This is a genomic window from Commensalibacter oyaizuii (assembly GCF_029953265.1).
GTDB lineage: Bacteria > Pseudomonadota > Alphaproteobacteria > Acetobacterales > Acetobacteraceae > Commensalibacter > Commensalibacter oyaizuii.
The window spans coordinates 617,170-639,153 of the sequence record NZ_JASBAO010000001.1 but is presented as its reverse complement, the minus strand read 5'-3'; the positions used below and the strand labels follow the sequence as shown (position 1 = coordinate 639,153).

Below are 21,984 nucleotides of genomic sequence, written 5' to 3'. Positions count from 1 at the left end.
TTAAAGGAGTTGAATCAATGTGTGGAATTGTTGCGGTTTTAGGAAACCAGCCAGCCGAACCTGTTATTCTTGCAGCATTACGCCGTTTGGAATACCGCGGTTATGATTCATCTGGAATAGCAACCTTAGAAAATTCAGTGATTGATCGCCGAAGGGCCGCTGGAAAGTTGGATAATCTGGCAAGTATTTTAGAACAACATCCGTTATCAGGCCATGTTGGTATTGGTCATACACGGTGGGCAACCCATGGCGCACCTACTGAAAATAATGCACATCCTCATGCAACCCAACAAGTGGCCGTAGTGCATAATGGGATCATTGAAAATTATGAAACTTTAAGGCAGGAACTTGTTAATCTTGGACAAGATTTTAATAGTGAAACAGATAGTGAAGTTATTGTTCAGCTAGTTGATTATTATCTTAAACAAGGTAAAGCCCCTAAGGAGGCTGCCTTTGCGGCATTACAACGTTTAGAAGGTGCATATGCAATTGCTATGATTTTTGCAGGCGATGATAATATTATGATCGGTGCCAGACATGGTGCCCCTTTGGTTGTCGGATATGGCGAAGATGAAATGTATTTGGGATCTGATAGTTTGGCCGTGGCCCCAATGACCCGTAAAATTGCTTATATGCCTGATGGGGTTTGGACTGTTCTATCCAGAAAAGGTGCTGAATTTTTTGACATGGATGGAAATACAGTTGAATGTCAGGTTCAAACGACAGCGTTAATGGCTGGTGCTATTGGCAAAGATGGTTATCGTCATTATATGGAAAAAGAGCTCCATGAACATCCTGTTGTGATTGGCCAAACATTAAGACGGTTTGTTAATCCAGTAACGCACAAGATTGAATTACCTGAAATGCCATTTGATATGGCAACCCTAAAACGTGGAATTATTACAGCGTGTGGCTCTGCCTTTTATGCTGGAGTTATTGGTCGCTATTGGTTGGAAGAATATGCACGTTTACCCATTGATTTAGATGTGGCCAGTGAGATGCGCTATCGTAATCCACCATTTGAAGCAGGTGGGATGGGATTATTGGTTTCCCAATCGGGGGAAACAGCCGACACATTGGCAGCATTACGTGCACTAAAGCAAGAAAAACAGAAGATTATTTCTGTTTTAAATAACGAACACAGCAGCATGGCCCGTGAAAGTGACTTGGTTTTAGGGATGGATGCAGGGGTTGAAATTGCTGTTGCTTCTACCAAAGCATTCACTGCTCAGTTAACAGTACTGGCATGTTTGACTTTGGTGATGGCACAGGCGAGGAGGACAATATCCTCTGAACGGGCTGATGAGTGTTTAACCGCATTATTAGATTTGCCCAGCCGGGTTGCTGAGATCTTACAAATGCAAGAACAAATTCAAGCAATGGCTCAAATTATTTCTAAGGTTCAAAGTGTTATCTATCTAGGGCGTGGTATTATGTTTCCCGTAGCGATGGAAGGAGCCTTGAAATTAAAGGAAATTTCTTATATTCACGCCGATGCTTATGCTGCTGGTGAAATGAAACATGGTCCAATTGCATTAATTGATAATACCGTGCCAGTGATCTCGTTATTGCCTTCGGGGCCTTTGTTTGAAAAAACATTATCAAACTTACAAGAGGCAAAGGCTAGAGGGGGGCGTATACTAGTCTTTACCGATGCTAAAGGGGCTGAGCGTGTTAAATCAATCGCTGAACAGATTGTTGTATTGCCTACAGTTCACTCTTTTGTTACGCCACCGCTTTATACAGTGCCTGTGCAAATGTTGGCTTATGAAGCTGCCTTATTAAAAGGAACTGATGTTGATCAACCAAGAAATCTGGCAAAATCAGTTACTGTGGAATAAGGGGATAATACTTTAGACTAACTATAAATAACTATCATGCCTATATACATATAGTGTTTATTTTTATATCCTTAATATAAGTAAAAACAATATTAAGGATATCGTAATGAATCGTTTAGAAGTTACTGAAAAAATTATTGCAGCCAAAGTCAATCAAGGTTTGAAATGGGCGGATATTGCTCAAAAGGTTGGGCGTAGCAAAGAATGGGTTACCGCTGCCTGTTTGGGACAAATGACAATGAATGAAGAACAAGCATCCGTTATTGCCGATATTTTTAAACTAAGCGAAGAAGAAAAAAAGTGGTTAATGGTGACCCCATACAGAGGCAGTTTACCAACCACGGTGCCAACAGACCCGACTATTTATCGGTTTTATGAATTAATAAGTGTTTATGGAACAACTTTCAAAGAGTTAATTCATGAAGAATTTGGTGACGGAATAATGAGTGCCATTGATTTCAAAATGGACTTAAAACGTGAAAATGACCCAAATGGCGATCGTGTTAATATTGTGATGAGTGGTAAATTCTTACCTTATAAAGTATATTAGGTTTGATTTTTATTAAAATATTGTGGGCTGGATCAAACGATCCAGCTTTTTTATTTTAATTTTCTATCAATTCACTATTATAAAATATGAAATTAAGAATTAATTTCATATAATATTGATAATCGTTCTCATTTGTGGTTAATATGACCTAATTAGATTCATATGGAATTTTCAACTTGTCTTTATTAGGTCATCTAAATGAAATCAACCTATCAACACTATCTGGCATTAAAGTCAGAAAATCCACGGAGATATGCTCGTGATCTTGCCACTATGATGGCGATCAGTGAAGCTGAATTAGCACATATTCGTATTGGTTATGATGCTAAACCTATGAAAAAGGATTTTGTAGCCTTATTACAGGCATTGCATACGGTGGGGGAAACCAAAAGCATCGTTCGTAATGAATATGCAGTGCATGAGCAGGTTGGACGATATGATAACGTAAAGCTTAGCAATCATACAGGTTTAATATTAAATCCACGCGCTTTGGATCAACGTATTTTTATGCGCCAGTGGGCCAGTGCTTTTCTCTTAAAAGAAGATACGCATCATGGTGAACGTCAATCAATCCAGATTTTCGACACACATGGGGATTCAGTTTTAAAAATCTATGCTATCGAAAAAACAAATATAACAGCATGGAATGAAATTATTGCACAATTCACTCTTGAATCTATCAGTAATTTTTCTGTGACCCCTGTCGGCAAAACTTTATTGAACACGGCATTCGATGCGGAAAAGGTTGAAGAGGAATGGCGCGCAATGACAGATGTGCATCAATTTTTTAAACTATTAAATAATCATAATATTACTCGCCAACAAGCTTTTGCTTCTGTAAGTAATAAACTGGCAAGTAAGGTTGAAAATACAGCACTATCCCGACTCTTAGATATGATTCAAAAAGATCAAAATGAAATAATGATTTTCATAGGTAATCGAGGATGCGTACAGATTTTTACAGGTGTTGTTGAACAATTTATACCCAAAGGTGGATGGTTAAATATATTTAATGCTGATTTTACAATGCATTTAATGGAAAATAAAATTACGGAAACCTGGATTACTCGTAAACCAACGAAAGAAGGGTATGTGACCAGCCTTGAATTGTTTGCTGAAGACGGTACTCAAATCGCTCAATTATATGGTCAGCGCACAGAAGGTAATTTGGAACAACAACGTTGGCGCAATCAAATTGAATCCTTACTGGTTCAGGATCAAGTCGCATGAGAATATGGACGTTTTTGACTTGTTTTATGTTTTCGATGGTGATGGTTTTTCAAGCCAACGCTAAAGAACGCATTGTTTCTATTGGTGGAGATGTAACAGAAATTATTTATGCCTTGGGTGCTCAAGATGAATTGGTTGGACGTGATAGTACTAGTACCCATCCTGATGCAGCACAGCAAGTTCAAAATATTGGATACATGCGTCACTTAAGTACTGAAGGGATTTTATCCTTAAAACCAACGTTGGTGATCAGCAGTAATTTGGCACAACCTTCGACAGTTCTTGAACAGATTAAAAAGGTTGGTATTCCTGTAGTCTTTATATCTGGGAAACATTCTTTGTCTGTTATAAATGAAAAAATTTCTACGATTGGGAATGCTGTACATCGTCAGAAAGAAGCGAAAGCCCTGCAAGACAAAACCAATCAGAACATTGCTCAGTTATCTGGTTCTAAGCTTCCTATACGGGTTATTTATATCATGGCCCATACAGGGATGAGCAATTTAGTAGCTGGCAAAGGAACAGCAGCTGACGAAGCCATCCATGCGGCAGGGCTGGTGAATGCCATGGGTAATGTGATGAATTATCAACCCATGTCACAAGAGGGAATGATTGCTGCTGCACCTGATGTTATTATTACAGATCAAGATGCAATTAAAACCATAGGTGGTGAGGAAAATTTATGGAAACTTCCTGGGTTATCTTTAACACCAGCAGGAAAAAATCATCAATTGATCATTATTGATCAGATGGCTTTGTTAGGTTTTGGTATTCATACACCTCAAGCAATTCAAGATTTGCGTTCCAAGGCACAAAATTTTAAGCATGGATAGACGTTATCACGGTTATATGGTTGGATTATTACTGATATTATTAATATCAGTAATAGCTTCGGCCAATATTGGGGCGGTGCATTTACCATGGTCATCGTTTTTTTCTTTTGATTCTCAGAACATAGAATGGCAAATCTGGTTCAATATTCGCTTACCCAGAATAATATTGGCAATTGTTATTGGTATTGCCTTGTCTGTCTCCGGGGCTGTGATGCAAGGATTATTTCGCAACCCACTTGCTGATCCTGGATTATTGGGAATTAGCAGTGGTGCTGGGCTTGCAGTATCTGTTGCACTAGTAATTCCAATGGCTTTGCCAGCTTTTATATCTTTGTGGCTTCCTGTGATTGCAGCGTTTGTTGGCAGTTTATTCGTAACTATTTTGATATTTAAATTAAGTTATCTTACAAAGGGGCATTTATCGCGCTTATTGTTGGTAGGTATTGCTATTAACGCCTTAAGTGGGGCTTTGGTGGGTATTTTATCATGGGTCAGTAACGATCAGCAATTACGGCAATTATCCTTATGGGGTATGGGCAGCTTAGGACAAACGAAGTGGTCAATTGTGATCATAGCCTCTTTATTAATTACGGTTACGACAATTATTATTCAATGTTATGCAACCAGGCTCAATCTTTTGCAGCTGGGCGAGGAAGACGCTCATTATTTGGGTGTTGACATACAGAAAACACAAAGATCCTTGTTAATACTCAGTGCTTTATTAGTGGGCACGGCTGTATCAGTTAGTGGTATCATTGGTTTTGTAGGTTTAGTTATTCCAAATGCTGTTCGATTAATTTTAGGCAGTGATCATCGGATGCTTTTGCCAATTTCAGCATTAAGCGGTGCAATTTTATTGTTAATTGCGGATACTATTGCCAGAACAGTTGTACAACCTGCTGAAATGCCCGTTGGGTTGTTAACAAGTTTATTAGGAAGTCCATGGTTTTTTTGGTTAATTTTTAAACAGCAGCGCGAAGAATAATCGAAATGGATAATAATCTTACTGCTCAAAATATATCATTTTACAGGAATAAACAGGCTATTTTGTCTGAAGTTTCTATATCTTTGTCTTTGGGACAATTTGTTGCTTTAATTGGACCAAACGGGGCAGGAAAATCGTCTCTTTTAAAGTTGTTGACAGGGTACCATTTGCCAACTCATGGTTCATGTTTATTACAAGGCAAAGCTTTGACGGCCTGGTCACGGGATGATCTAGCAAAAAAACGCGCAGTTATGAAACAATTAAATGGGGTTAGTTTTGCCATTCCTGTTATTGATGTGATCAAGTTAGGGCGAACCCCATGGTCAGAGCCATTAAATAAAACGACCATTGATCATGTAATTGAATTAATGCAATGCCAGTCCTTATTACATAAGAATTATATGCAACTATCAGGGGGGGAACAGCAGCGTGTACAGTTAGCTCGGGTATTGGCGCAATTATGGCACAAGGATGGCCCGTCGGGCTGGTTATTTTTAGATGAGCCAACATCAGCTCTTGATTTGTATCATCAACAACAAATTTTACGAACGCTTCGACAGCTGACACAGCAATATTTGCTGAATGTTTGTATGGTGGTGCATGATTTAAACCTAGCATCGTTATGGTCTGATATGATTTATTTGTTAAATGAAGGATCCATTGTTGCGCAGGGGACACCATCAGATGTGTTAACGAAAGAAATATTAACGCGTTGGTATCAAGCTGATTTACAGGTTATTCACCCTACGGATACCTTAAAACCTTATGTCATGTTATCAGCATAGATAAAATAAAGTTTTCGAAACGATTTGAAATGTAAAATTCAGAAGCATGAAAAATAATTTTGATAAAAAAACTTTATAATTCTTAATAAAATATGTTCAAAAACATCTTTTTTTAAAATAATATTAACGCTTGTGAATTAAATATAATGAATAATTTTATTTTATAAGTGATATTTTATGATGGAAAAAGAGATTAACGACCCCATTGAACGAATGCCAAAATGGAGATCTTCCGACACAATTTGGATGCTGAGTTTATATGGGACAGCAATTGGTGCAGGGGTTTTGTTTTTACCTATTAATGCTGGGGCTGGCGGATTAATCCCTTTGTTAGTATTAGCTGTTTTAGCTTTTCCTATGACTTTTTTAGCGCACAGAGCTTTGTGTCGTTTTGTTCTTTGTGGAAATGCTGCTGATATTACGGTCGTTGTTGAACAACAATTTGGCAAACATGTGGGATATTTTATAACTTTATTGTATTTTTTCGCAATTTATCCAATTTTATTGGTTTACAGTGTTTCTTTAACCAATACAGTTGAAAGTTTTTTTCAATATCAATTACATATACAACCACTCCCCAGATCAATAATTGCATTATTATTAATTGTATTTTTGATGGGGATTGTACAATTTGGAGAACAGCTTATTGTTAAAGTTATGTCAACATTGGTTTACCCTTTTGTTGCTATTTTAATGATTATTGCGTTATTTCTAATTCCTCAATGGACAGGGGAAATATTCCATCACGTAAGTTTTTCTGGTGCAGCGTCAAGTGGGGGAACAGGATTAATATTAACATTATGGTTAACAATACCTGTTGCTGTATTTTCTTTTAATCATTCGCCAATTATTTCCTCTCTGGCTGTTGCAAAACATAAAGAGTATGGCCAATTTGCTGAAAAAAAATGCTCTAAAATCATTGAGTACAGTAACATTATGATGGTTGTGACTGTGATGTTTTTTGTATTCAGTTGTGCATTATGTTTAACTCCAGCAAACTTGCAAGAAGCTAAGGTCGAAAACGTTTCAATTTTATCTTATCTTGCTAATCATTTTAATACACCTTTTTTGAAATGGGTTGCTCCTATTGTTGCTTTTGTTGCAATTTGCAAGTCGTTTTTGGGCCATTATCTAGGCGCTAGGGAAGGGATACATGGTGTCGTAATCAAGACATTAAATTTTGCAGGTATTGGTGTTAAGTCCAATAGATTGTTACAAAATGGCAGTTCTATTTTTATTTTGCTAACTGCTTGGATTGTAGCAACATATAATCCCAGTGTTTTGGGAATGATTGAATCCATTGGCGGGCCTGTATTGGCTATAATTTTATTTCTAATGCCGATGTACGCTATTCACACTGTACCTGTACTTGCGAAATATAAAGGGAAACCCAGTAATATTTTCGTAACTATTATGGGGTGTATTGCCGTTTCCGCAGCAATATATAGATTTTTTGTTTAGATGACAGTTTATAATAAACAAAGTAAGTAGATGCTTACTTTGTAAAAGAAAGTTTAACTTTGCTTAAGCTTTTCAATAGTAATTAAGATATAGTTTTTTAATTTTATTATTTTTTTAAAAGTGGATCAAACCCAATTAAAGTAGATTTTTTAAAGAGAAATAATTATTACAACATATATAAAGAGTTAGTACGGATAAAATTTACCAACTCTTTTAAGTAATTTAAGCAAGATTAAAACATTATCCTAGAGCTCTAAAGGTTTCAAAGGCTGTGGCATACCATTATCGCCGCACCCAATAATTCCTTGTTCGAAATCAATTAAACTGCCTGTCATAAGTCCTGACTCTTTTGAAAGTAAAAATAAAACGGTCTTTGCAATTTCTTGTGGTTTGATTAAACGTCCAAAAGGTTGTTTTTTGCTTTCTTCTTCAAATTCTTGCTCTGAAACGTTATGATACTTTTCTTGAACTTTGCGTTCGGTTACTGTATCCATCCAACCAACATTTATGCCATTAACACGGATACGGTTGCGCATCGCACTAAAAGCAACATTTTTTGTTAATGTTGCCAATGCTCCTTTTGATGAAGAATATGCTGCAAGTTCAGATTGACCGCCGTGGGCATTCATTGACAAAATATTTACAATTGAACCTTCAATCTTTTTTTGCAGCATTAACTTTATGGTATATTGCATTAGGAAAAAAGGGGCTTTGACATTGATGCTGAATATTTGATCAAATAAATCAGGTGTTGTATCAATAATGGTTCCTCGATTGGATATTCCAGCGCAATTTACCAAACCATGAATGGCGTTAAATCGTTTTTCCGCTGCGTCAATAACCAATTGACAATTTTCAAAACGGGTAAAATCCGCTTGAACAAAATAAGCATCACAGCCTTTATCCCTCAAGAGTTGCTCTTGCTTTTCACCCTTTTCCTTTGATACCCCACAAATAATGATGCCTTTTGCACCACGACAGGCTAAAAGATTTGAGACTTCAGCGCCTAGTCCTTCGTTACCACCAGTTATAATAAAATATTGATCTTTAAACATATTAGTAAAGTCTTGCATATTCTTTATCCTTGTTTAGAGACAAAAGATTAATTTACCAGAAGCGATAAAGGCGATCTGGTAAATTATGAGGTTTATTTGTAATTATTTTTTAAGCACGTATTGTATTTGTTTGTAAGATCTAGCGACCGATCTTGCGTAAGGGCTTGCCGTCCATTAGATTTTCTTCGATTTTTTCCAAACTGACTTTTGAGGTTTCAGGAATGAACATAAATGTTACTGCAATAAAGATAACATTTAAAAGCGCATAAAGTAAAAATGTTTTCGAAGAACCCAGATTATTATTCAACGTCAAGAATGTATAGCCGACGACAAAATTGGCCAACCAGTTCGTTACCGTTGAAGCTGCAATCCCAAAATCACGCCCTTGTAAAGGTTGTATTTCAGAACACAGAGTCCATACCAATGGCCCTGCAGACATGGCAAAACCAACAATAAACATCAATAACATAGCAACACAAAAATACTGAGTTGTTGGATCAGCAATATGGCCATTTCTCATTAAAAAGCTAATAATTCCCAGGCCTAATGCCATGACAAAAAAACCAGCATACAGGGTTGGTTTACGACCATACTTATCGCAAGTACCAATGGCAATAAAGGTTGCAGCCACATTAACCAATCCGACAAGGGCTGTGAACCATAATTGCGCGCTGCCTTGATATCCCATATCAGCAAAGATACGAGGGGCGTAATACATGACGACATTCATACCCGTAAATTGTTGAACAACTTGTAATAAAATACCAAGACCAACCGAGCGTCTGAAATTACTGTTTGTTTTAAATAACTCAAATCCCTTTGTTGGTTTTTGTAATTGCTCTTCAATATCACTGATTTCCTTACTGACAACCTTTTGATCACCAGCACGTAATCCCAACAAAACGTCGTATGCCTCTCTTTTACGATTGTTCATAACCAACCAACGAGGACTATCTGGTAAGGATAACAGACCAATTAAGAACATAATAGCGGGGAAGGCAATTATACCCAGCATCCATCTCCATGCGCCGTAATACCCTAGAATTGTATCCGACACAAAGGCCAAGAAAATTCCGATCGTAACCATCAATTGATAGGTCGATATCATAGATCCACGTTTTTCTTCGGGCGCAATTTCAGCTATATACAAAGGCGCAGTTGTACTAGCAATACCAATGGCAACCCCTAAAATAAAGCGCCATGCGATTAAATCAACGATACCTCTGGATAATGCACATCCAACAGCAGATGCAATAAAAATTAAGGCACTAACAATCAGACATCGATTTCGTCCGAATTTTGCAGATGCCCATCCACAAGATAACGCGCCCAGAGCGGCCCCGAACATCATGCTACTGACTATTGTTTCAATATCGTGATCAGTTGCTACAAATTCTTTTTTAATAAATTCATTTGCCCCCGACATAACACCGATATCAAGACCGAACATCAATCCTGCCAGTGAGGCAAGAAAGCCAACCATCATAATGTTATAGGAAGTGTTTTGTGTTGTTTCAGGCGTATTTTTTGTCATCATACACTCTCTTTTTTATAATAATATGCATAAGAGTGTATAGCGAAATAGAAACAAGGTAAGTTTAAAAATAGTTGATTTGATATATATATTTGCAGCGTTGCTAAAGAGCTTCTATTTTACTAGAAGCTTAGTTTTCAAAGTGAAAATTTAAAATAAAAAAACAAGTAAACTAATTGATCCTAAAGCAATACAATAAAAGCTAAAGGGGGTTAACGCCCAATTGTCATGATCACGGAAAAATTTCATTAAAACAGCAGTGCTGAGTAATGCAGTGATTCCACCAATGATTGTAGCAATTGATAATGTGCCAATATTCTCAATAGGGATATGATGGCTGTGAATTTTCCATAATTGATGAACAGAAGCTGCTAAAATGATAGGAAGTGCAAGTAGAAATGAAAATCTAGCTGAATTTTCATGTGATAAGTTGCGTAAAATTCCACCTACGATGGTTGCCCCCGATCGAGACAACCCTGGGAAGAATGCCAGACACTGAAAACATCCAATAACGAGCGCATCTTTGGGGGTCATATTTGCAATAGCCATGGTTGTTGTTGGATGAGATCGCTTTTTTAAACGCTCTGCAAAGAATAACATAAACCCGTTACAAATTAAAAAAATAGAAACCATTTCTGGGGTTGAAAAAAGTTGACGAATATAACTTTCTAAAATTGCTCCTATTAAGATGGCGGGTAAGGTTGCTATGATCAATAGTAATACAATATAAATACTTTGCTGTTGAATAGCTGCACCATCTTTACCCAAAACACCGCGAAACAAAGCGTGCCAATCCTTCCAAAAAAAGATCAACAGTGCAAAGGCAGTTCCAAAATGCAACATGACAATAAAAGGTAAAAAAGTCGGATCTTGTGGGCTGATAACCCATCCCAGCAGGGCAGGGATAATAACAGCATGGCCAAGACTGCTAACAGGGAAAAGTTCTGTTGCACCTTGTAAAATGGCAATAAAAATTGCTTGAAGGAATGACATATTTGAAGGCCCGTTTTTATTTTTCTGCTATTTTCTTTGTATATTTTTAATAAGTATTTTAAAAGGTTAAATGTAGCTAAAGAATAGGCTATAATGTATTTATTCCGCAATAAATATAAATTTGTATATTTTGATAAATAGTATTGAAGATGAATAAAGATGGAGGCAATACATGAAAAGCAATAAAATCAGTGCCTATGTAGCAAGTACATTGGTGCTAGCCGTTGCTGTTGGTTTTTATTCATACTCAAAATTAATGTTATTTGGGGTAAAAGGGGAACGATATCCTTTGCATGCCCAATTTTTATCTGCCAACACTATTGAACCAGGGGGCAGTGTCATTTTGGCCGGCGTACCAATTGGTATTATTCGCTCTATTCGATTAAATAATCAAACATTTATGGCCGATGTTAAAATTGAAATTAATAAGGATATTCTTCTTCCAAAAGATAGTCAGCTAAGTATTGGTTCGACCAGCATGACAGATGATGGATCAGTAATGATTAAACCTGGGAAATCAAAGGAATACTTTAAACCAGATGATTTTATAACCAATACAATACCTTATACTAGTGTCGAGCAGCAGATCAGTAATTACATATTCAATAGTGGTAATCTTTCTTCCAAGTAAAATGGTTGTAATAAATTGAAAGGGGAACTGTATAATTCCCCATGACAAATTTAAGATTTTAATTTTTGTAACAACGATAGATGCGTGCGGTCAAAGGTAAGGGGAGTAATGGCAATTGATTTATTATTAATTGCCTGGGTTTCAGTTTCATTGTTATCGGGTTTGATGGGGCGGGAAAAATTAAGCCAATAGTAGGGTTGTTGGCGGGTATCTGTTTTCTTGACGGCACCAACATCTTCAATATATCCAATCCCTTGGGTGGTAAATTCAACGGATTTAACTTCATCATAAGGGCAATCAGGGAAATTTATATTTAAGCAACTTTGGGGTTGATACCAAGATCGTTTAGATAGATCTTCGAGTATTTTTGGACCATGATGATAAGCTGTTTCCCAACAGATTTCTTGTCCATCCGTAAAGTTTTGACTTAATGCAATTGAGGGAATATTAAGCAAACATCCAGTCATTGCAGCGCCAACGGTTCCAGAAAAAATTGTTTCAATTCCAAGATTTCCACCACGATTAACGCCCGATAATATCAGATTGGGTGGGTTGGACATAATTTGTTTTACCCCCATAACTACACAATCTGCTGGGGTTCCGCTGACTGCATAGTGACGTTCTTGTTTTTTTGTGGCTCGAAGAGGGTGGTGAATACTAATGGATTGGGAGGTTCCACTTTGATCGCGTTCGGGAGCAACGATCCAAACTTCTTTAGCAATTTTATTGGCGATATTTTCTAGAATTTTTAGACCTGGTGCATCAATACCATCATCGTTGGTGAGTAAAATACGATCATAAAGATAAGTCATTCAATATTTTCCAAGCGTAGTTAAATTTCGTAATAAATTAAATTAACACAATTTTATAATTTCTGTAATCAAAGGCAGGCGGTTAGTTCATTATAACAAAAACGTATAATATATATTATGCCAACTAAAATTATGAAATTACAATTATAATATTATATATGGCTCCAGCCTGTTTTGTTAAAGCTAACAAGATTATTTTGCTCATCATAAAAAGCTATTGATTGATTTTGATCCGTGCAATAACCAATTTTAGTCAAAGTGATGTTTGCTTTTTTACTGTTCATCAGTGCAGCATGTTCACGTTCTGGTGAAATAGTTAAGAGTAACTCGTAATCATCACCACCCGTTAAGCATGTTTCCAAATATGATGGACCTAATGCTTTCGCTGCGTTAGATAAAGGAATTCTGTGGGTATAAATAACAGCACCAACATGACTTTCACGAGTTAAATGTCCAAGATCCTGTATAAATCCATCAGAGATATCCATACCAGCAGAAGCAATATTATTTAGGTTTAATCCAAGTCTAGGCTGTGGTAAATGGTAACGTCGTGTCAAAAATCCGCTTTTGTCTACAATTTTATTTTGTAATGCAAGCAAACCTAAAGCACTATCGCCGATCGTTCCAGTTACCCAAATACCGTCTCCTGCTTTGGCGTTATTTCTGCGTAAGGCCATGTTTTTTATAACTTTTCCCGTCATCGTTACAGAAAAAACCATATGCGATGGGTTCTTGGTGGTATCTCCACCCAATAGGGAAAAATTATAAAATCTTTGATCTTGTAATAACCCATCTGTAAATTTTTCGAACCATGATGCATTAAAACAAGTAGCAGGTAAAGACACGGTTAACAAATATCCAACTGGATCAGCCCCCATACCAGCCAAATCTGACAGATTGCATCTTAGTAACTTCCTTGCAATCAAGTCAGTCGGATCATTTGGAAAAAAATGAACTCCTTCTATCATAGCGTCAGCAGTTATAACTAATTCGTAATTAGGATCGATAGATAATAATGCGGCATCATCAGCCAGATCTAAAGCCCCTGCTCCAGCTAGTCTTTTAAAATACTGATGAATATATTGAAATTCAGGTGCTAATCGTATTGGCATAAAGACAGCTATTAACTATTGGAAGATAAAGAATCTAAATCATTATTATGACGTAATTGACGACCTAAATGATCCAAAATCCCATTAATCATAGCAGGTTCATCGCCGTCACAAAAAGCGTGGGCAACATCAATATACTCATTGATAATTACTTTTGTAGGAGGTTCGTTTTGATTATTTAAAAATTCGGTAACTGCAGCACGTAAAATTGCACGGATGATGGGATCTAAACGATGAATGGGCCAATCTTGGGGTAAAGCTTTAATAATAATTGCGTCAATTTTTGAGTGTTGATGGATATAACTTTCAATGATATTTTTAAACAAATCTATATTTGGTATACAAGCATGTCCTTCGTTATAAATATCCTCGTGACATTTTGGATCAAGGCGATGTAGCAAAAACTGTTCTATAATTAAATTTGCCGCTTTTTCTGTGCCCTGCTCCCATTGAAACAAAGCTTGTATGGTTGCAATACGTGTTAAGGTACGGGGGCGTTTTACGGTTAATTTAGTATTTGTCATCTTCATTTAAAATTCAGTTTGTATGTATAAATAATTATTTTTCATGATGTTCCATAGTCTGTAATATTTCTGCAAAATCTTTAATAACTTGGAAATCACAATATACGCTGGCAAATCGAACATAGGCAACTTTATCAATGTCTTTTAGCATCTCCATTGTTGCTGTGCCAATTGATTCTGATGAAATAATATTTTCACCAGAATCAACAAATTGTTTTTCCAGTTTATTGGCAATTTGATCAATTTCTTCTGCGGATATAGGGCGTTTACGCATTGCCAAATCGATGGATTTTATTAGTTTTTCTTTATCAAATGGAACGCGTTGTCCGTTACGTTTTAAAACCATAATATCACGTGTTTGTATTCGTTCCAATGTCGTAAAGCGTTGATTACACTGGGTACAAACCCGTCTGCGTCGAATAGCTGTTCCATCTTCTGTGGAGCGGCTATCTTTTACCATGGTGTCTTCGTTTCCACAAAAAGGACAAAACATGAACTCAGCCTTTATATACAGCTTAAACTTAATTTAAGCACTATGAATAGGAGTTGCTAGAAAATCCTGTCAAAAATAAAGATTTCTTTAAAAATTGAAATCTTTATTTTCGTAAACAGTTAAATATTAAATATCTAAATTGGCGACCTTTAATGCATTATTGACTATAAACTCTTTTCTAGGTTCAACGACATCCCCCATAAGGGTTGTAAAGACTTGGTCAGCATCCTCAATATCCCCTATTTTTACTTGTAACAAAGTACGGGTTGCAGGATCCAAGGTTGTATTCCATAATTGATCATCATTCATTTCGCCCAATCCTTTAAAGCGGTTGATCGCCAGCCCCTTTTTCCCACTACTTAGCAAACGTTCATAAATGACACTGGGGCCACTAACTTTTTCTTCTTTATTGTCTATATGAAGGACGGCACTCGTATGGAAATCTCTAATTAACAGGTCTTGGTGTTCGTTAACCCAATGAACATTTTTCCCTTTTAAAATTGACATGGGTAAGTAATATGCCTCTTTAACACCACGAACTTTACGAGCTACCTCTAAACCTGTGTCGTTATAGGTTGCTTTCCACCCCTGCTCGCTGGCAAGAGACAGAGTATCCAATCGATTTTGAAAATCTGGGATATGAACCATACCTTCGGCTGGATCTGGGGTTAGAATTTTGCTGATAACTGCTTGCTCCAAAATCCACAAAGGTGCGTATTTTTCTAAGACACGTAATTTTTGCGTTATCTTGGCATACATTTTAACTTCGTTTTCTAAATGTTCCCCTGCCAATAATTGACCATTAGACAAAGTTAAAGACGTATTATTCAAAGCTTTATTTAATAAATATTGCTCTAAGGCTGGGTCATCTTTTAAATAGCGCTCATCGTTGCCTCTTTTGGCACGATACAAAGGCGGTTGAGCAATATAGACAAAGCCCTTTTCGATAAGTTCTGGCATTTGTCGAAAAAAGAAAGTCAATAACAGTGTGCGGATATGAGATCCATCAACGTCAGCATCTGTCATAATAACAATTTTATGGTATCGCAATTTCTCAATGGAAAAACCACCTTGATCCACGTCCCCACGCCCAATGCCTGTCCCCAAAGCCGTAATTAAAGTTCCAATTTCTGCAGAATTAAGCATTCTGTCAAAACGAGCGCGTTCAACGTTTAAAATTTTTCCGCGCAAAGGTAAAATTGCTTGGAAACGGCGATCTCTGCCTTGCTTTGCGGTTCCACCAGCTGAATCCCCCTCAACAATAAAGATTTCAGATTTTGAAGGATCTCTTTCTTGGCAATCTGCAAGTTTGCCAGGCAAAGATGAAATATCCAACACCCCTTTTCTACGGGTTAATTCCCTAGCTCTACGGGCAGCTTCTCGTGCAGAGGCAGCGTCCAATGCTTTTGAAACAATAATTTTTGCCTCTTTGGGATGTGTTTCAAACCAGTGTCCTAGTGAATCAGCGATACAACTGTGAACAACAGGTTGTACTTCCGAAGACACCAATTTATCTTTAGTTTGAGAAGAGAATTTTGGATCTGGAACCTTAACAGATAAAATTGCCGTTAGCCCTTCTCGCATATCTTCACCAGATAAAGCCTGCATGTCTTTTTTGTTGACAGTACTTTCTGCGTATTTTGTAACAATACGCGTTAATGCCTGTCGAAACCCTGCCAGATGAGTACCACCATCTTTTTGTGGGATGTTGTTGGTAAAACATAAAACTTGTTCATTATAACTGTCGTTCCATACTAGTGAACATTCAACCCTGATATTACTTTTTTCGTGGAATGTGCTGCCTGTAATTGGATCGGTTAAGTTATTTTTGGATCGCGTAAGCCATTTTACGAATTCCTCCAATCCTCCTTCGTAAAAAAAACGTTCACTTTGGACTTCGTCTTCTCTCTCATCTGTTAAAGTGATTTCCATACCTGAATTTAGGAATGCAAGCTCTCGCACACGTTTTGTAATGATATTAAGTTCGAAAATAATATGGGTAAAAACTTGAGCGCTGGGTTTAAATCGAACTTCCGTGCCTGTGGGACTGTCGCTTTTGCCAATAACCTTTAGTGGGTCAACGGTTTCACCGTCTTCAAAACGGATCATATGTTCTTGGCCGTTGCGCCAAATGCGCACTTCCATCCATTCTGACAATGCGTTGACCACAGCGGCCCCCACACCATGTAACCCCCCGGAAACCTTATAAGAATTCTGGTTGAATTTACCCCCGGCATGTAACTTTGTTAATACGACCTCGGCAGCACTGATCCCTTCTTCTGGATGGATATCTGTAGGAATTCCACGCCCGTTATCCCGAACGGTAACACTGCCATCGTTGTTTAAGGTTATAAAACATTGATTGGCATATCCAGCTTGTGCTTCGTCAACGGCATTATCAATAATTTCAAATATCATATGGTGCAAGCCAGAGCCATCATCCGTATCACCAATATACATGCCAGGTCTTTTTCTAACGGCTTCTAACCCTTTTAAAACAGAAATAGAAGAAGCACCATATTCATCGTGGTCATTTTCGTTAGAATTAGGGGATGAATGTAGTGAAGAATCGTGCGAGGTGACCATATTTGATAGGGCTCCGAAAATGAGTAGTTAGGTATCTGTAAAATTTATAGATAAATTAAGAAAAACTGGAGAAAATCATAGCAGATTTTCGATGAAAAAGGAAATATTCACATGATTTTTCCTTGATTTATTTGTAAAAATTCTGCTTTTCCTAAACATGGGCTAAAAATAGTTTTGTCTGTGCCAGTCAAAACAATAAAACCATCTAAATTTAATAAAGTGGAAAGCAATATATGGCGATGATTTTCGTCTAAATGAACCAATGGTTCATCTAATAATAACAGCGGTAAGGTAACATTTTGTTTTTTTATTAATTCGGTTAATTTTAGGATAATCCCAATTAATAAGGCTTTTTGTTGACCTGTACTAGATAAATATGCAGGCATGTTGGTTTTTCTTTCGATAAACATCACGTCGGTTCGATGAATACCCAATTGTGTGGATTGATTTTCAGCGTCAACTAATCGATCCTTTTTCCATTGTTGACGCAGGTAATCCTCTACAACGATGGCTGGATCATGGTGCAACCTATCAGCAATCGGACATACTAATTTTAAATGAGCTTCTGGAAAAGCATCGTCAATGACAGTTAGTTTATTTAATTGACGAATGAAATTTATTCGTGTGGCTGTTATAGCCACGGCATGTCGTGCCATTGATTCTTCGATAGCATTTAACCAGTTTGTATCAAAAGTCGCGCTGCTAAGTAATTTATTACGTTGACTTACAGATTTTTCATAAGCAAATATTTCTTTGGTATGGTAGGTTTCAATACTAATAATCAACCGATCTAAAAAGCGTCTGCGCCCTGCTGCCCCTTCTAAAAATAATCGATCCATCTGTGGGGTCAACCATATGGCAGACAAATATTGTGATAGCTCTTGCTGACTGCGCAAGATTGTATTATTTAACCGAAATTGGCGTTTTAAAGAATATGGGGGGCAGCCCGTGGCGATTTCCATAGTATCCATAACAGGATGGTCAAATTCCCCGATAATACCCCATCCTTTTTGTTGTTGACCAATTTTAGCAATATCTTCGATACGGCTTTTACGTAGTCCTCGCCCTGGTACAAGTAAGGACAAGGATTCTAGTAAATTGGTTTTACCACTACCGTTTGGTCCGCAAATAACCACTTTCTGAGCGGTTGGTGACCACACAAATCGATCGTAATTGCGAAAATTGGTTAAGGTAAGACGGAGTAATGACGTCATCCCTATTATTGTCGAACGTTAAAACTAAGCATCTACACGCGCATAGGCATCAGAACATATAACGCTGACGGATCATCGACATCGCGCACAATGGTTGGGGCTGAGTTATCTGACAAAACAAACTCAACCTGGTTATCAATTTGATCCGTTATGTCATTTAAATAGCGAGCCTGAAAGCCAATTTCCAAGGGATCAGAGTCATACTGTACTTGGGTTTCATCTAATTCCTCTTTGGCATTTCCTTGATCAACGCTGCTGGCAGAAAGGATTAAAGAATTAGTGTCCAAAGATAATTTTACAGGACGAGATCTTTCCATACTGATTGCAGCGACACGAGCCACGGCCATGGCGAAATCTTGTTTGCCAACACGTAGAACTTTGGTGTTGTTTTTGGGTATAACCCGTTCATATTCTGGGAAAGTTCCATCAATTAATTTTGATGTAAGCGTAATATCACCAAACTTAATTTGAATGCGCGTATCAGACACCAAGATTTGAATAGTGTCATTGGCCTCTTCTAATAATTTATATACTTCATAGACCGTTTTGCGGGGAATAATGATCCCTGGAATGTTTTCTGCCCCTTCTGGCATTGTACTTTCTACTCTGGCCAAACGATGACCATCTGTTGCAACAGCACAAAGTTTCTTTTCCCCGTCGCTATTATCCATAATATGAAGGTAAATTCCATTTAGGTAATAACGTGTTTCCTCTGTTGAAATAGCAAAGCGTGTTTGTTCTATCAGCTTTTTTAAGGTTTCCGTTGGAATATTAAAATGGTGAGGAAAATCACCAGAGGTCATAGATGGAAAATCATTTACACTTAAAACATTGAGGCTGGTTGCATATTTGCCTGCTCGTAACGATAATGGCATGTCATCATTATTATGGCTCAACTCGACGAGGGCTGTATCAGGTAACTTTCGAACAATCTCATATAAAACAGAAGCAGGTGCAGTTACAGAGCCGTTTTCTAAGGATTCAGCTGGTATGGTCTCGATGATAGCAATTTCCATATCTGTTGCTGTCAATGTCATCAAACCATCTTGTACTTCAATTAAAACATTGGCAAGGATGGGAATAGTGTTTCGCTTCTCTGCAACACTTTGAATATGTGCCAGGGCTTTAAGTAAAATAGTACGATCAACCTTCAGCTTCATTAACTATGACCTATTCTGTAAAATATACATGTAAAATTATGCTATGAATCTTCATTAAATATCAGAATTTGTCATTAATTTCTATAAAAAACTAACTAATTTTCTAACATTTTGCGCAATAATTCGACATCTTCTGCAAAAGAACTGTCTTTTTCCATTAACTCTGAAACACGGCTGATGGCGTGCATGACGGTTGTATGATCTCTGTTTCCGAATTTTCTACCAATTTCGGGTAAGGAACGGCTAGTAAGTTGTTTTGCTAAATACATTGCAATTTGACGAGGTCTAGCCACAGCGCGTGCTCGACGTGCAGAGGTCATATCCGTTTGACGAATATTGCAATGTTCTGATACTTTTCGTTGAATTTCTTCGATCGTTACCCGACGTTCGTGGGATTTTAAAATATCATGTAAAACTTCTTGGGTTGCCTCTAGGGTAATGGGACGACCAAATAAATTAGCATGAGCAATCAATCGATTTAAAGCTCCTTCTAATTCTCGAACGTTGGTTGTGATTTTATGGGCTAAAAATTCCATAACTTTAGGCGAAATAACAACTTTTGCCGAGGCTGCTTTTGCTTCCAAAATTGATATACGCAATTCATATGTGGTAGCGTGAATATCCGCCACCATTCCACATCCCAAACGAGTTCGTAGACGGTCTTCCAATCCTGAAAGGTCAGAGGGGGATTTATCAGCTGAAACAATAATCTGTCGACCTGCATCAATCAAAGCATTGAATGTGTGGAAAAATTCTTCTTGTGTATTGTCTTTGCCAATTAAAAACTGCAAATCATCAATCATTAATACATCAACAGACCTTAACTCTTCCTTGAACTCAATGGTAGATTGAGAGCGAATAGAAGCAATAAAACGATACATGAATTTTTCTGCAGACATATAGGAAACAGAAATATTTCCAGCTTTGGCTAGTTCAAAGCCGATGGCGTGCATTAAGTGTGTCTTTCCAAGCCCTACCCCACCATAAAGAAACAACGGATTAAATCCAGGGCTGGAAGGGCGTTCGGCCACCCGCCTGGAACAGGCATAGGCAAATTCATTGGGTTTCCCAACAATAAAATTGTCAAATGTAAATCGAGGGTCCAGTTGGGTTTGCAAAGGAATTTTACCTTCATCTGCTTCTTTTATTTCTGGCTCTTCAATCACAGTTGGGGGTGCTTGTTTTTGTGTTTTTTTTATAGGATTGAAATCGTTAGTTTTTGATGCTTGGCTAGGTATTTCCTCTTGTACAGGTGAGGTGTTCGCAGGAGTATCAGAAGTGGGCGTTAAAGCAAGCTCAACCCGACGAATTTGAGGCAGCTCGGTGTTCCATAATTGATTTAATTTGCTGTTATATTGCGACCTCACCCAGTCACGCAAAAAACGTGTTGGCAGATACAGTGTTAATTCGTCCTCTTCAATTCCACCAAGGGTTATTTGTTGTAACCAAGTGCGGTATTCAACCTCACCTACCTCGGCTTTCAGACGATTACAAATGCGGTCCCAGTGAATTTCTAGAATAGATTTTAATGTTGTTGAATCTGCATCTTGTAGGGATAGATGAAACTCTTTTGATTCTTCAGTAAATTCAGACATGGGTTCAGAGAGCTTTTGTTACAAAGTTGGAAACAAGTATGGATTTGATAGAATACACCCCTTCAACCTTTTTATAAAGTACCAAAAAAATCTTTAATGTTTTGTGAAGGGGTTGTACAAAAAAAATCCGATGAATGGTAACATTCGCCGGCTTCTTTTCTCTATTTAAAATAGACAAGTTTAGCAAAAGATATAAACCTTTTGCTAAGATAATTTAAGTGTTAGTTCAAAAAATTAAGCAGAAGCTAATTTTTTAATTTTGCTGGATAAACGGGAGATTTTGCGTGCAGCTGTATTTTTGTGCATGATCCCCTTACCACAAGCTCTTTGTAGTTCTGGTTGAGCATTGCGAAGCGCAACTAATGCGTCTTCTTTATTGCCAGCTAAAAGTGCTTCTTCAACTTTTTTAACAAATGTACGCACCCTTGACTTACGAGCTTTGTTTCGTTCAGTGCGTTTCAAAGTTTGACGTATACGCTTACGCGCAGATGCGATATTCGCCATGGATTTCCTGTGTACTTCTTTTATAAAAACAAACTTATATCACGATGATATATTATTTAAAGCTTGGTTTTTAACCTTTTATTCGA

The 21,984-nt window shown here is 37.4% G+C and carries 20 protein-coding genes; 8 read left to right on the top strand and 12 right to left on the bottom strand.

Features of this window, described 5'->3' with window-relative positions; all coding sequences use genetic code 11:
* Positions 1–17 precede the first annotated feature (17 nt).
* The 7 genes from glmS (at position 18) to QJV27_RS02765 (ending at position 7,685) form a co-directional block, all read left to right on the top strand.
* Positions 18–1,841, top strand: a complete 1,824-nt coding sequence (glmS, locus tag QJV27_RS02795; protein WP_281447467.1) for a glutamine--fructose-6-phosphate transaminase (isomerizing) — start codon at positions 18–20, stop codon at positions 1,839–1,841.
* Positions 1,842–1,947: 106 nt separating this feature from the next.
* Positions 1,948–2,391: a cyanase gene (gene cynS / locus QJV27_RS02790; protein ID WP_281447466.1), complete on the top strand. Its 444-nt coding sequence runs from the start codon at positions 1,948–1,950 to the stop codon at positions 2,389–2,391.
* Between the two features lie 198 nt (positions 2,392–2,589).
* Entirely contained in the window at positions 2,590–3,621 is a 1,032-nt protein-coding gene (locus QJV27_RS02785) for a hemin-degrading factor (protein ID WP_281447465.1), read from the top strand.
* Positions 3,618–4,454, top strand: coding sequence for a heme/hemin ABC transporter substrate-binding protein (locus QJV27_RS02780; protein WP_281447464.1), 837 nt, complete (start codon positions 3,618–3,620; stop codon positions 4,452–4,454). Before QJV27_RS02785 ends, QJV27_RS02780 begins: the two co-directional genes overlap by 4 nt.
* Positions 4,447–5,439 (top strand): FecCD family ABC transporter permease, encoded by a 993-nt coding sequence (locus tag QJV27_RS02775; RefSeq protein ID WP_281447463.1) that lies wholly within the window; start codon positions 4,447–4,449, stop codon positions 5,437–5,439. Before QJV27_RS02780 ends, QJV27_RS02775 begins: the two co-directional genes overlap by 8 nt.
* A gap of 5 nt (positions 5,440–5,444) precedes the next feature.
* On the top strand, positions 5,445–6,224 hold the full coding sequence (locus QJV27_RS02770; RefSeq protein ID WP_281447462.1) for a heme ABC transporter ATP-binding protein: 780 nt from the start codon (positions 5,445–5,447) through the stop codon (positions 6,222–6,224).
* 177 nt (positions 6,225–6,401) lie between these two features.
* Entirely contained in the window at positions 6,402–7,685 is a 1,284-nt protein-coding gene (locus QJV27_RS02765) for an aromatic amino acid transport family protein (protein WP_281447461.1), read from the top strand.
* A gap of 245 nt (positions 7,686–7,930) precedes the next feature.
* Here the strand turns inward: QJV27_RS02765 and QJV27_RS02760 are convergent, their stop codons facing one another.
* The 3 genes from QJV27_RS02760 to QJV27_RS02750 form a co-directional block, all read right to left on the bottom strand.
* Positions 7,931–8,758 carry an SDR family oxidoreductase gene (locus tag QJV27_RS02760; protein WP_281447460.1) on the bottom strand — a complete coding sequence of 276 codons (828 nt, stop codon included), beginning with the start codon at positions 8,756–8,758 and terminating at the stop codon, positions 7,931–7,933.
* Positions 8,759–8,879: 121 nt separating this feature from the next.
* Positions 8,880–10,277, bottom strand: a complete 1,398-nt coding sequence (locus QJV27_RS02755) for a sugar porter family MFS transporter (protein WP_281447459.1) — start codon at positions 10,275–10,277, stop codon at positions 8,880–8,882.
* 147 nt (positions 10,278–10,424) lie between these two features.
* Positions 10,425–11,267 (bottom strand): undecaprenyl-diphosphate phosphatase, encoded by an 843-nt coding sequence (locus QJV27_RS02750; RefSeq protein WP_281447458.1) that lies wholly within the window; start codon positions 11,265–11,267, stop codon positions 10,425–10,427.
* A gap of 172 nt (positions 11,268–11,439) precedes the next feature.
* Here QJV27_RS02750 and QJV27_RS02745 point away from each other — a divergent pair, with 172 nt between their 5' ends.
* Complete coding sequence (locus QJV27_RS02745) at positions 11,440–11,898, top strand: MlaD family protein (protein WP_281447457.1); 459 nt, start codon at positions 11,440–11,442, stop codon at positions 11,896–11,898.
* Positions 11,899–11,948: 50 nt separating this feature from the next.
* On the opposite strand, the gene surE is transcribed toward QJV27_RS02745, so the two are convergent.
* From surE to rpsT, 9 genes are all read right to left on the bottom strand, one after another.
* Positions 11,949–12,710: a 5'/3'-nucleotidase SurE gene (surE, locus tag QJV27_RS02740; RefSeq protein ID WP_281447456.1), complete on the bottom strand. Its 762-nt coding sequence runs from the start codon at positions 12,708–12,710 to the stop codon at positions 11,949–11,951.
* Positions 12,711–12,862: 152 nt separating this feature from the next.
* On the bottom strand, positions 12,863–13,822 hold the full coding sequence (gene thiL / locus QJV27_RS02735) for a thiamine-phosphate kinase (protein ID WP_281447455.1): 960 nt from the start codon (positions 13,820–13,822) through the stop codon (positions 12,863–12,865).
* Between the two features lie 11 nt (positions 13,823–13,833).
* A complete protein-coding gene (nusB, locus tag QJV27_RS02730; RefSeq protein WP_281447454.1) occupies positions 13,834–14,352 on the bottom strand; it encodes a transcription antitermination factor NusB in 519 nt (172 codons plus the stop codon).
* A gap of 28 nt (positions 14,353–14,380) precedes the next feature.
* Positions 14,381–14,839 carry a transcriptional regulator NrdR gene (gene nrdR, locus QJV27_RS02725; RefSeq protein ID WP_281447453.1) on the bottom strand — a complete coding sequence of 153 codons (459 nt, stop codon included), beginning with the start codon at positions 14,837–14,839 and terminating at the stop codon, positions 14,381–14,383.
* A 126-nt stretch (positions 14,840–14,965) separates the two neighbouring features.
* Positions 14,966–17,425, bottom strand: a complete 2,460-nt coding sequence (gyrB, locus tag QJV27_RS02720; protein ID WP_281447452.1) for a DNA topoisomerase (ATP-hydrolyzing) subunit B — start codon at positions 17,423–17,425, stop codon at positions 14,966–14,968.
* A gap of 107 nt (positions 17,426–17,532) precedes the next feature.
* On the bottom strand, positions 17,533–18,639 hold the full coding sequence (gene recF, locus QJV27_RS02715; protein ID WP_281447451.1) for a DNA replication/repair protein RecF: 1,107 nt from the start codon (positions 18,637–18,639) through the stop codon (positions 17,533–17,535).
* Between the two features lie 32 nt (positions 18,640–18,671).
* On the bottom strand, positions 18,672–19,799 hold the full coding sequence (gene dnaN, locus QJV27_RS02710) for a DNA polymerase III subunit beta (protein WP_281447450.1): 1,128 nt from the start codon (positions 19,797–19,799) through the stop codon (positions 18,672–18,674).
* A 95-nt stretch (positions 19,800–19,894) separates the two neighbouring features.
* Positions 19,895–21,394, bottom strand: a complete 1,500-nt coding sequence (dnaA, locus tag QJV27_RS02705; protein WP_281447449.1) for a chromosomal replication initiator protein DnaA — start codon at positions 21,392–21,394, stop codon at positions 19,895–19,897.
* A 234-nt stretch (positions 21,395–21,628) separates the two neighbouring features.
* Positions 21,629–21,898 (bottom strand): 30S ribosomal protein S20, encoded by a 270-nt coding sequence (rpsT, locus tag QJV27_RS02700; protein ID WP_281447448.1) that lies wholly within the window; start codon positions 21,896–21,898, stop codon positions 21,629–21,631.
* Between the last annotated feature and the right edge of the window lie 86 nt (positions 21,899–21,984).

Excerpts from the sequence above, each read along its gene's own strand:
- QJV27_RS02755 (WP_281447459.1), bottom strand. The coding sequence starts at position 10,277 with ATGATGACAAAAAATACGCCTGAAACAACACAAAACACTTCCTATAAC.
- cynS (WP_281447466.1), top strand. The coding sequence starts at position 1,948 with ATGAATCGTTTAGAAGTTACTGAAAAAATTATTGCAGCCAAAGTCAAT.
- surE (WP_281447456.1), bottom strand. The coding sequence starts at position 12,710 with ATGACTTATCTTTATGATCGTATTTTACTCACCAACGATGATGGTATT.
- QJV27_RS02775 (WP_281447463.1), top strand. The coding sequence starts at position 4,447 with ATGGATAGACGTTATCACGGTTATATGGTTGGATTATTACTGATATTA.
- dnaN (WP_281447450.1), bottom strand. The coding sequence starts at position 19,799 with ATGAAGCTGAAGGTTGATCGTACTATTTTACTTAAAGCCCTGGCACAT.
- glmS (WP_281447467.1), top strand. The coding sequence starts at position 18 with ATGTGTGGAATTGTTGCGGTTTTAGGAAACCAGCCAGCCGAACCTGTT.
- QJV27_RS02760 (WP_281447460.1), bottom strand. The coding sequence starts at position 8,758 with ATGCAAGACTTTACTAATATGTTTAAAGATCAATATTTTATTATAACT.
- QJV27_RS02750 (WP_281447458.1), bottom strand. The coding sequence starts at position 11,267 with ATGTCATTCCTTCAAGCAATTTTTATTGCCATTTTACAAGGTGCAACA.
- QJV27_RS02745 (WP_281447457.1), top strand. The coding sequence starts at position 11,440 with ATGAAAAGCAATAAAATCAGTGCCTATGTAGCAAGTACATTGGTGCTA.
- QJV27_RS02770 (WP_281447462.1), top strand. The coding sequence starts at position 5,445 with ATGGATAATAATCTTACTGCTCAAAATATATCATTTTACAGGAATAAA.
- QJV27_RS02780 (WP_281447464.1), top strand. The coding sequence starts at position 3,618 with ATGAGAATATGGACGTTTTTGACTTGTTTTATGTTTTCGATGGTGATG.
- nusB (WP_281447454.1), bottom strand. The coding sequence starts at position 14,352 with ATGAAGATGACAAATACTAAATTAACCGTAAAACGCCCCCGTACCTTA.
- thiL (WP_281447455.1), bottom strand. The coding sequence starts at position 13,822 with ATGCCAATACGATTAGCACCTGAATTTCAATATATTCATCAGTATTTT.
- dnaA (WP_281447449.1), bottom strand. The coding sequence starts at position 21,394 with ATGTCTGAATTTACTGAAGAATCAAAAGAGTTTCATCTATCCCTACAA.
- gyrB (WP_281447452.1), bottom strand. The coding sequence starts at position 17,425 with ATGGTCACCTCGCACGATTCTTCACTACATTCATCCCCTAATTCTAAC.
- rpsT (WP_281447448.1), bottom strand. The coding sequence starts at position 21,898 with ATGGCGAATATCGCATCTGCGCGTAAGCGTATACGTCAAACTTTGAAA.
- QJV27_RS02765 (WP_281447461.1), top strand. The coding sequence starts at position 6,402 with ATGATGGAAAAAGAGATTAACGACCCCATTGAACGAATGCCAAAATGG.
- QJV27_RS02785 (WP_281447465.1), top strand. The coding sequence starts at position 2,590 with ATGAAATCAACCTATCAACACTATCTGGCATTAAAGTCAGAAAATCCA.
- nrdR (WP_281447453.1), bottom strand. The coding sequence starts at position 14,839 with ATGTTTTGTCCTTTTTGTGGAAACGAAGACACCATGGTAAAAGATAGC.
- recF (WP_281447451.1), bottom strand. The coding sequence starts at position 18,639 with ATGACGTCATTACTCCGTCTTACCTTAACCAATTTTCGCAATTACGAT.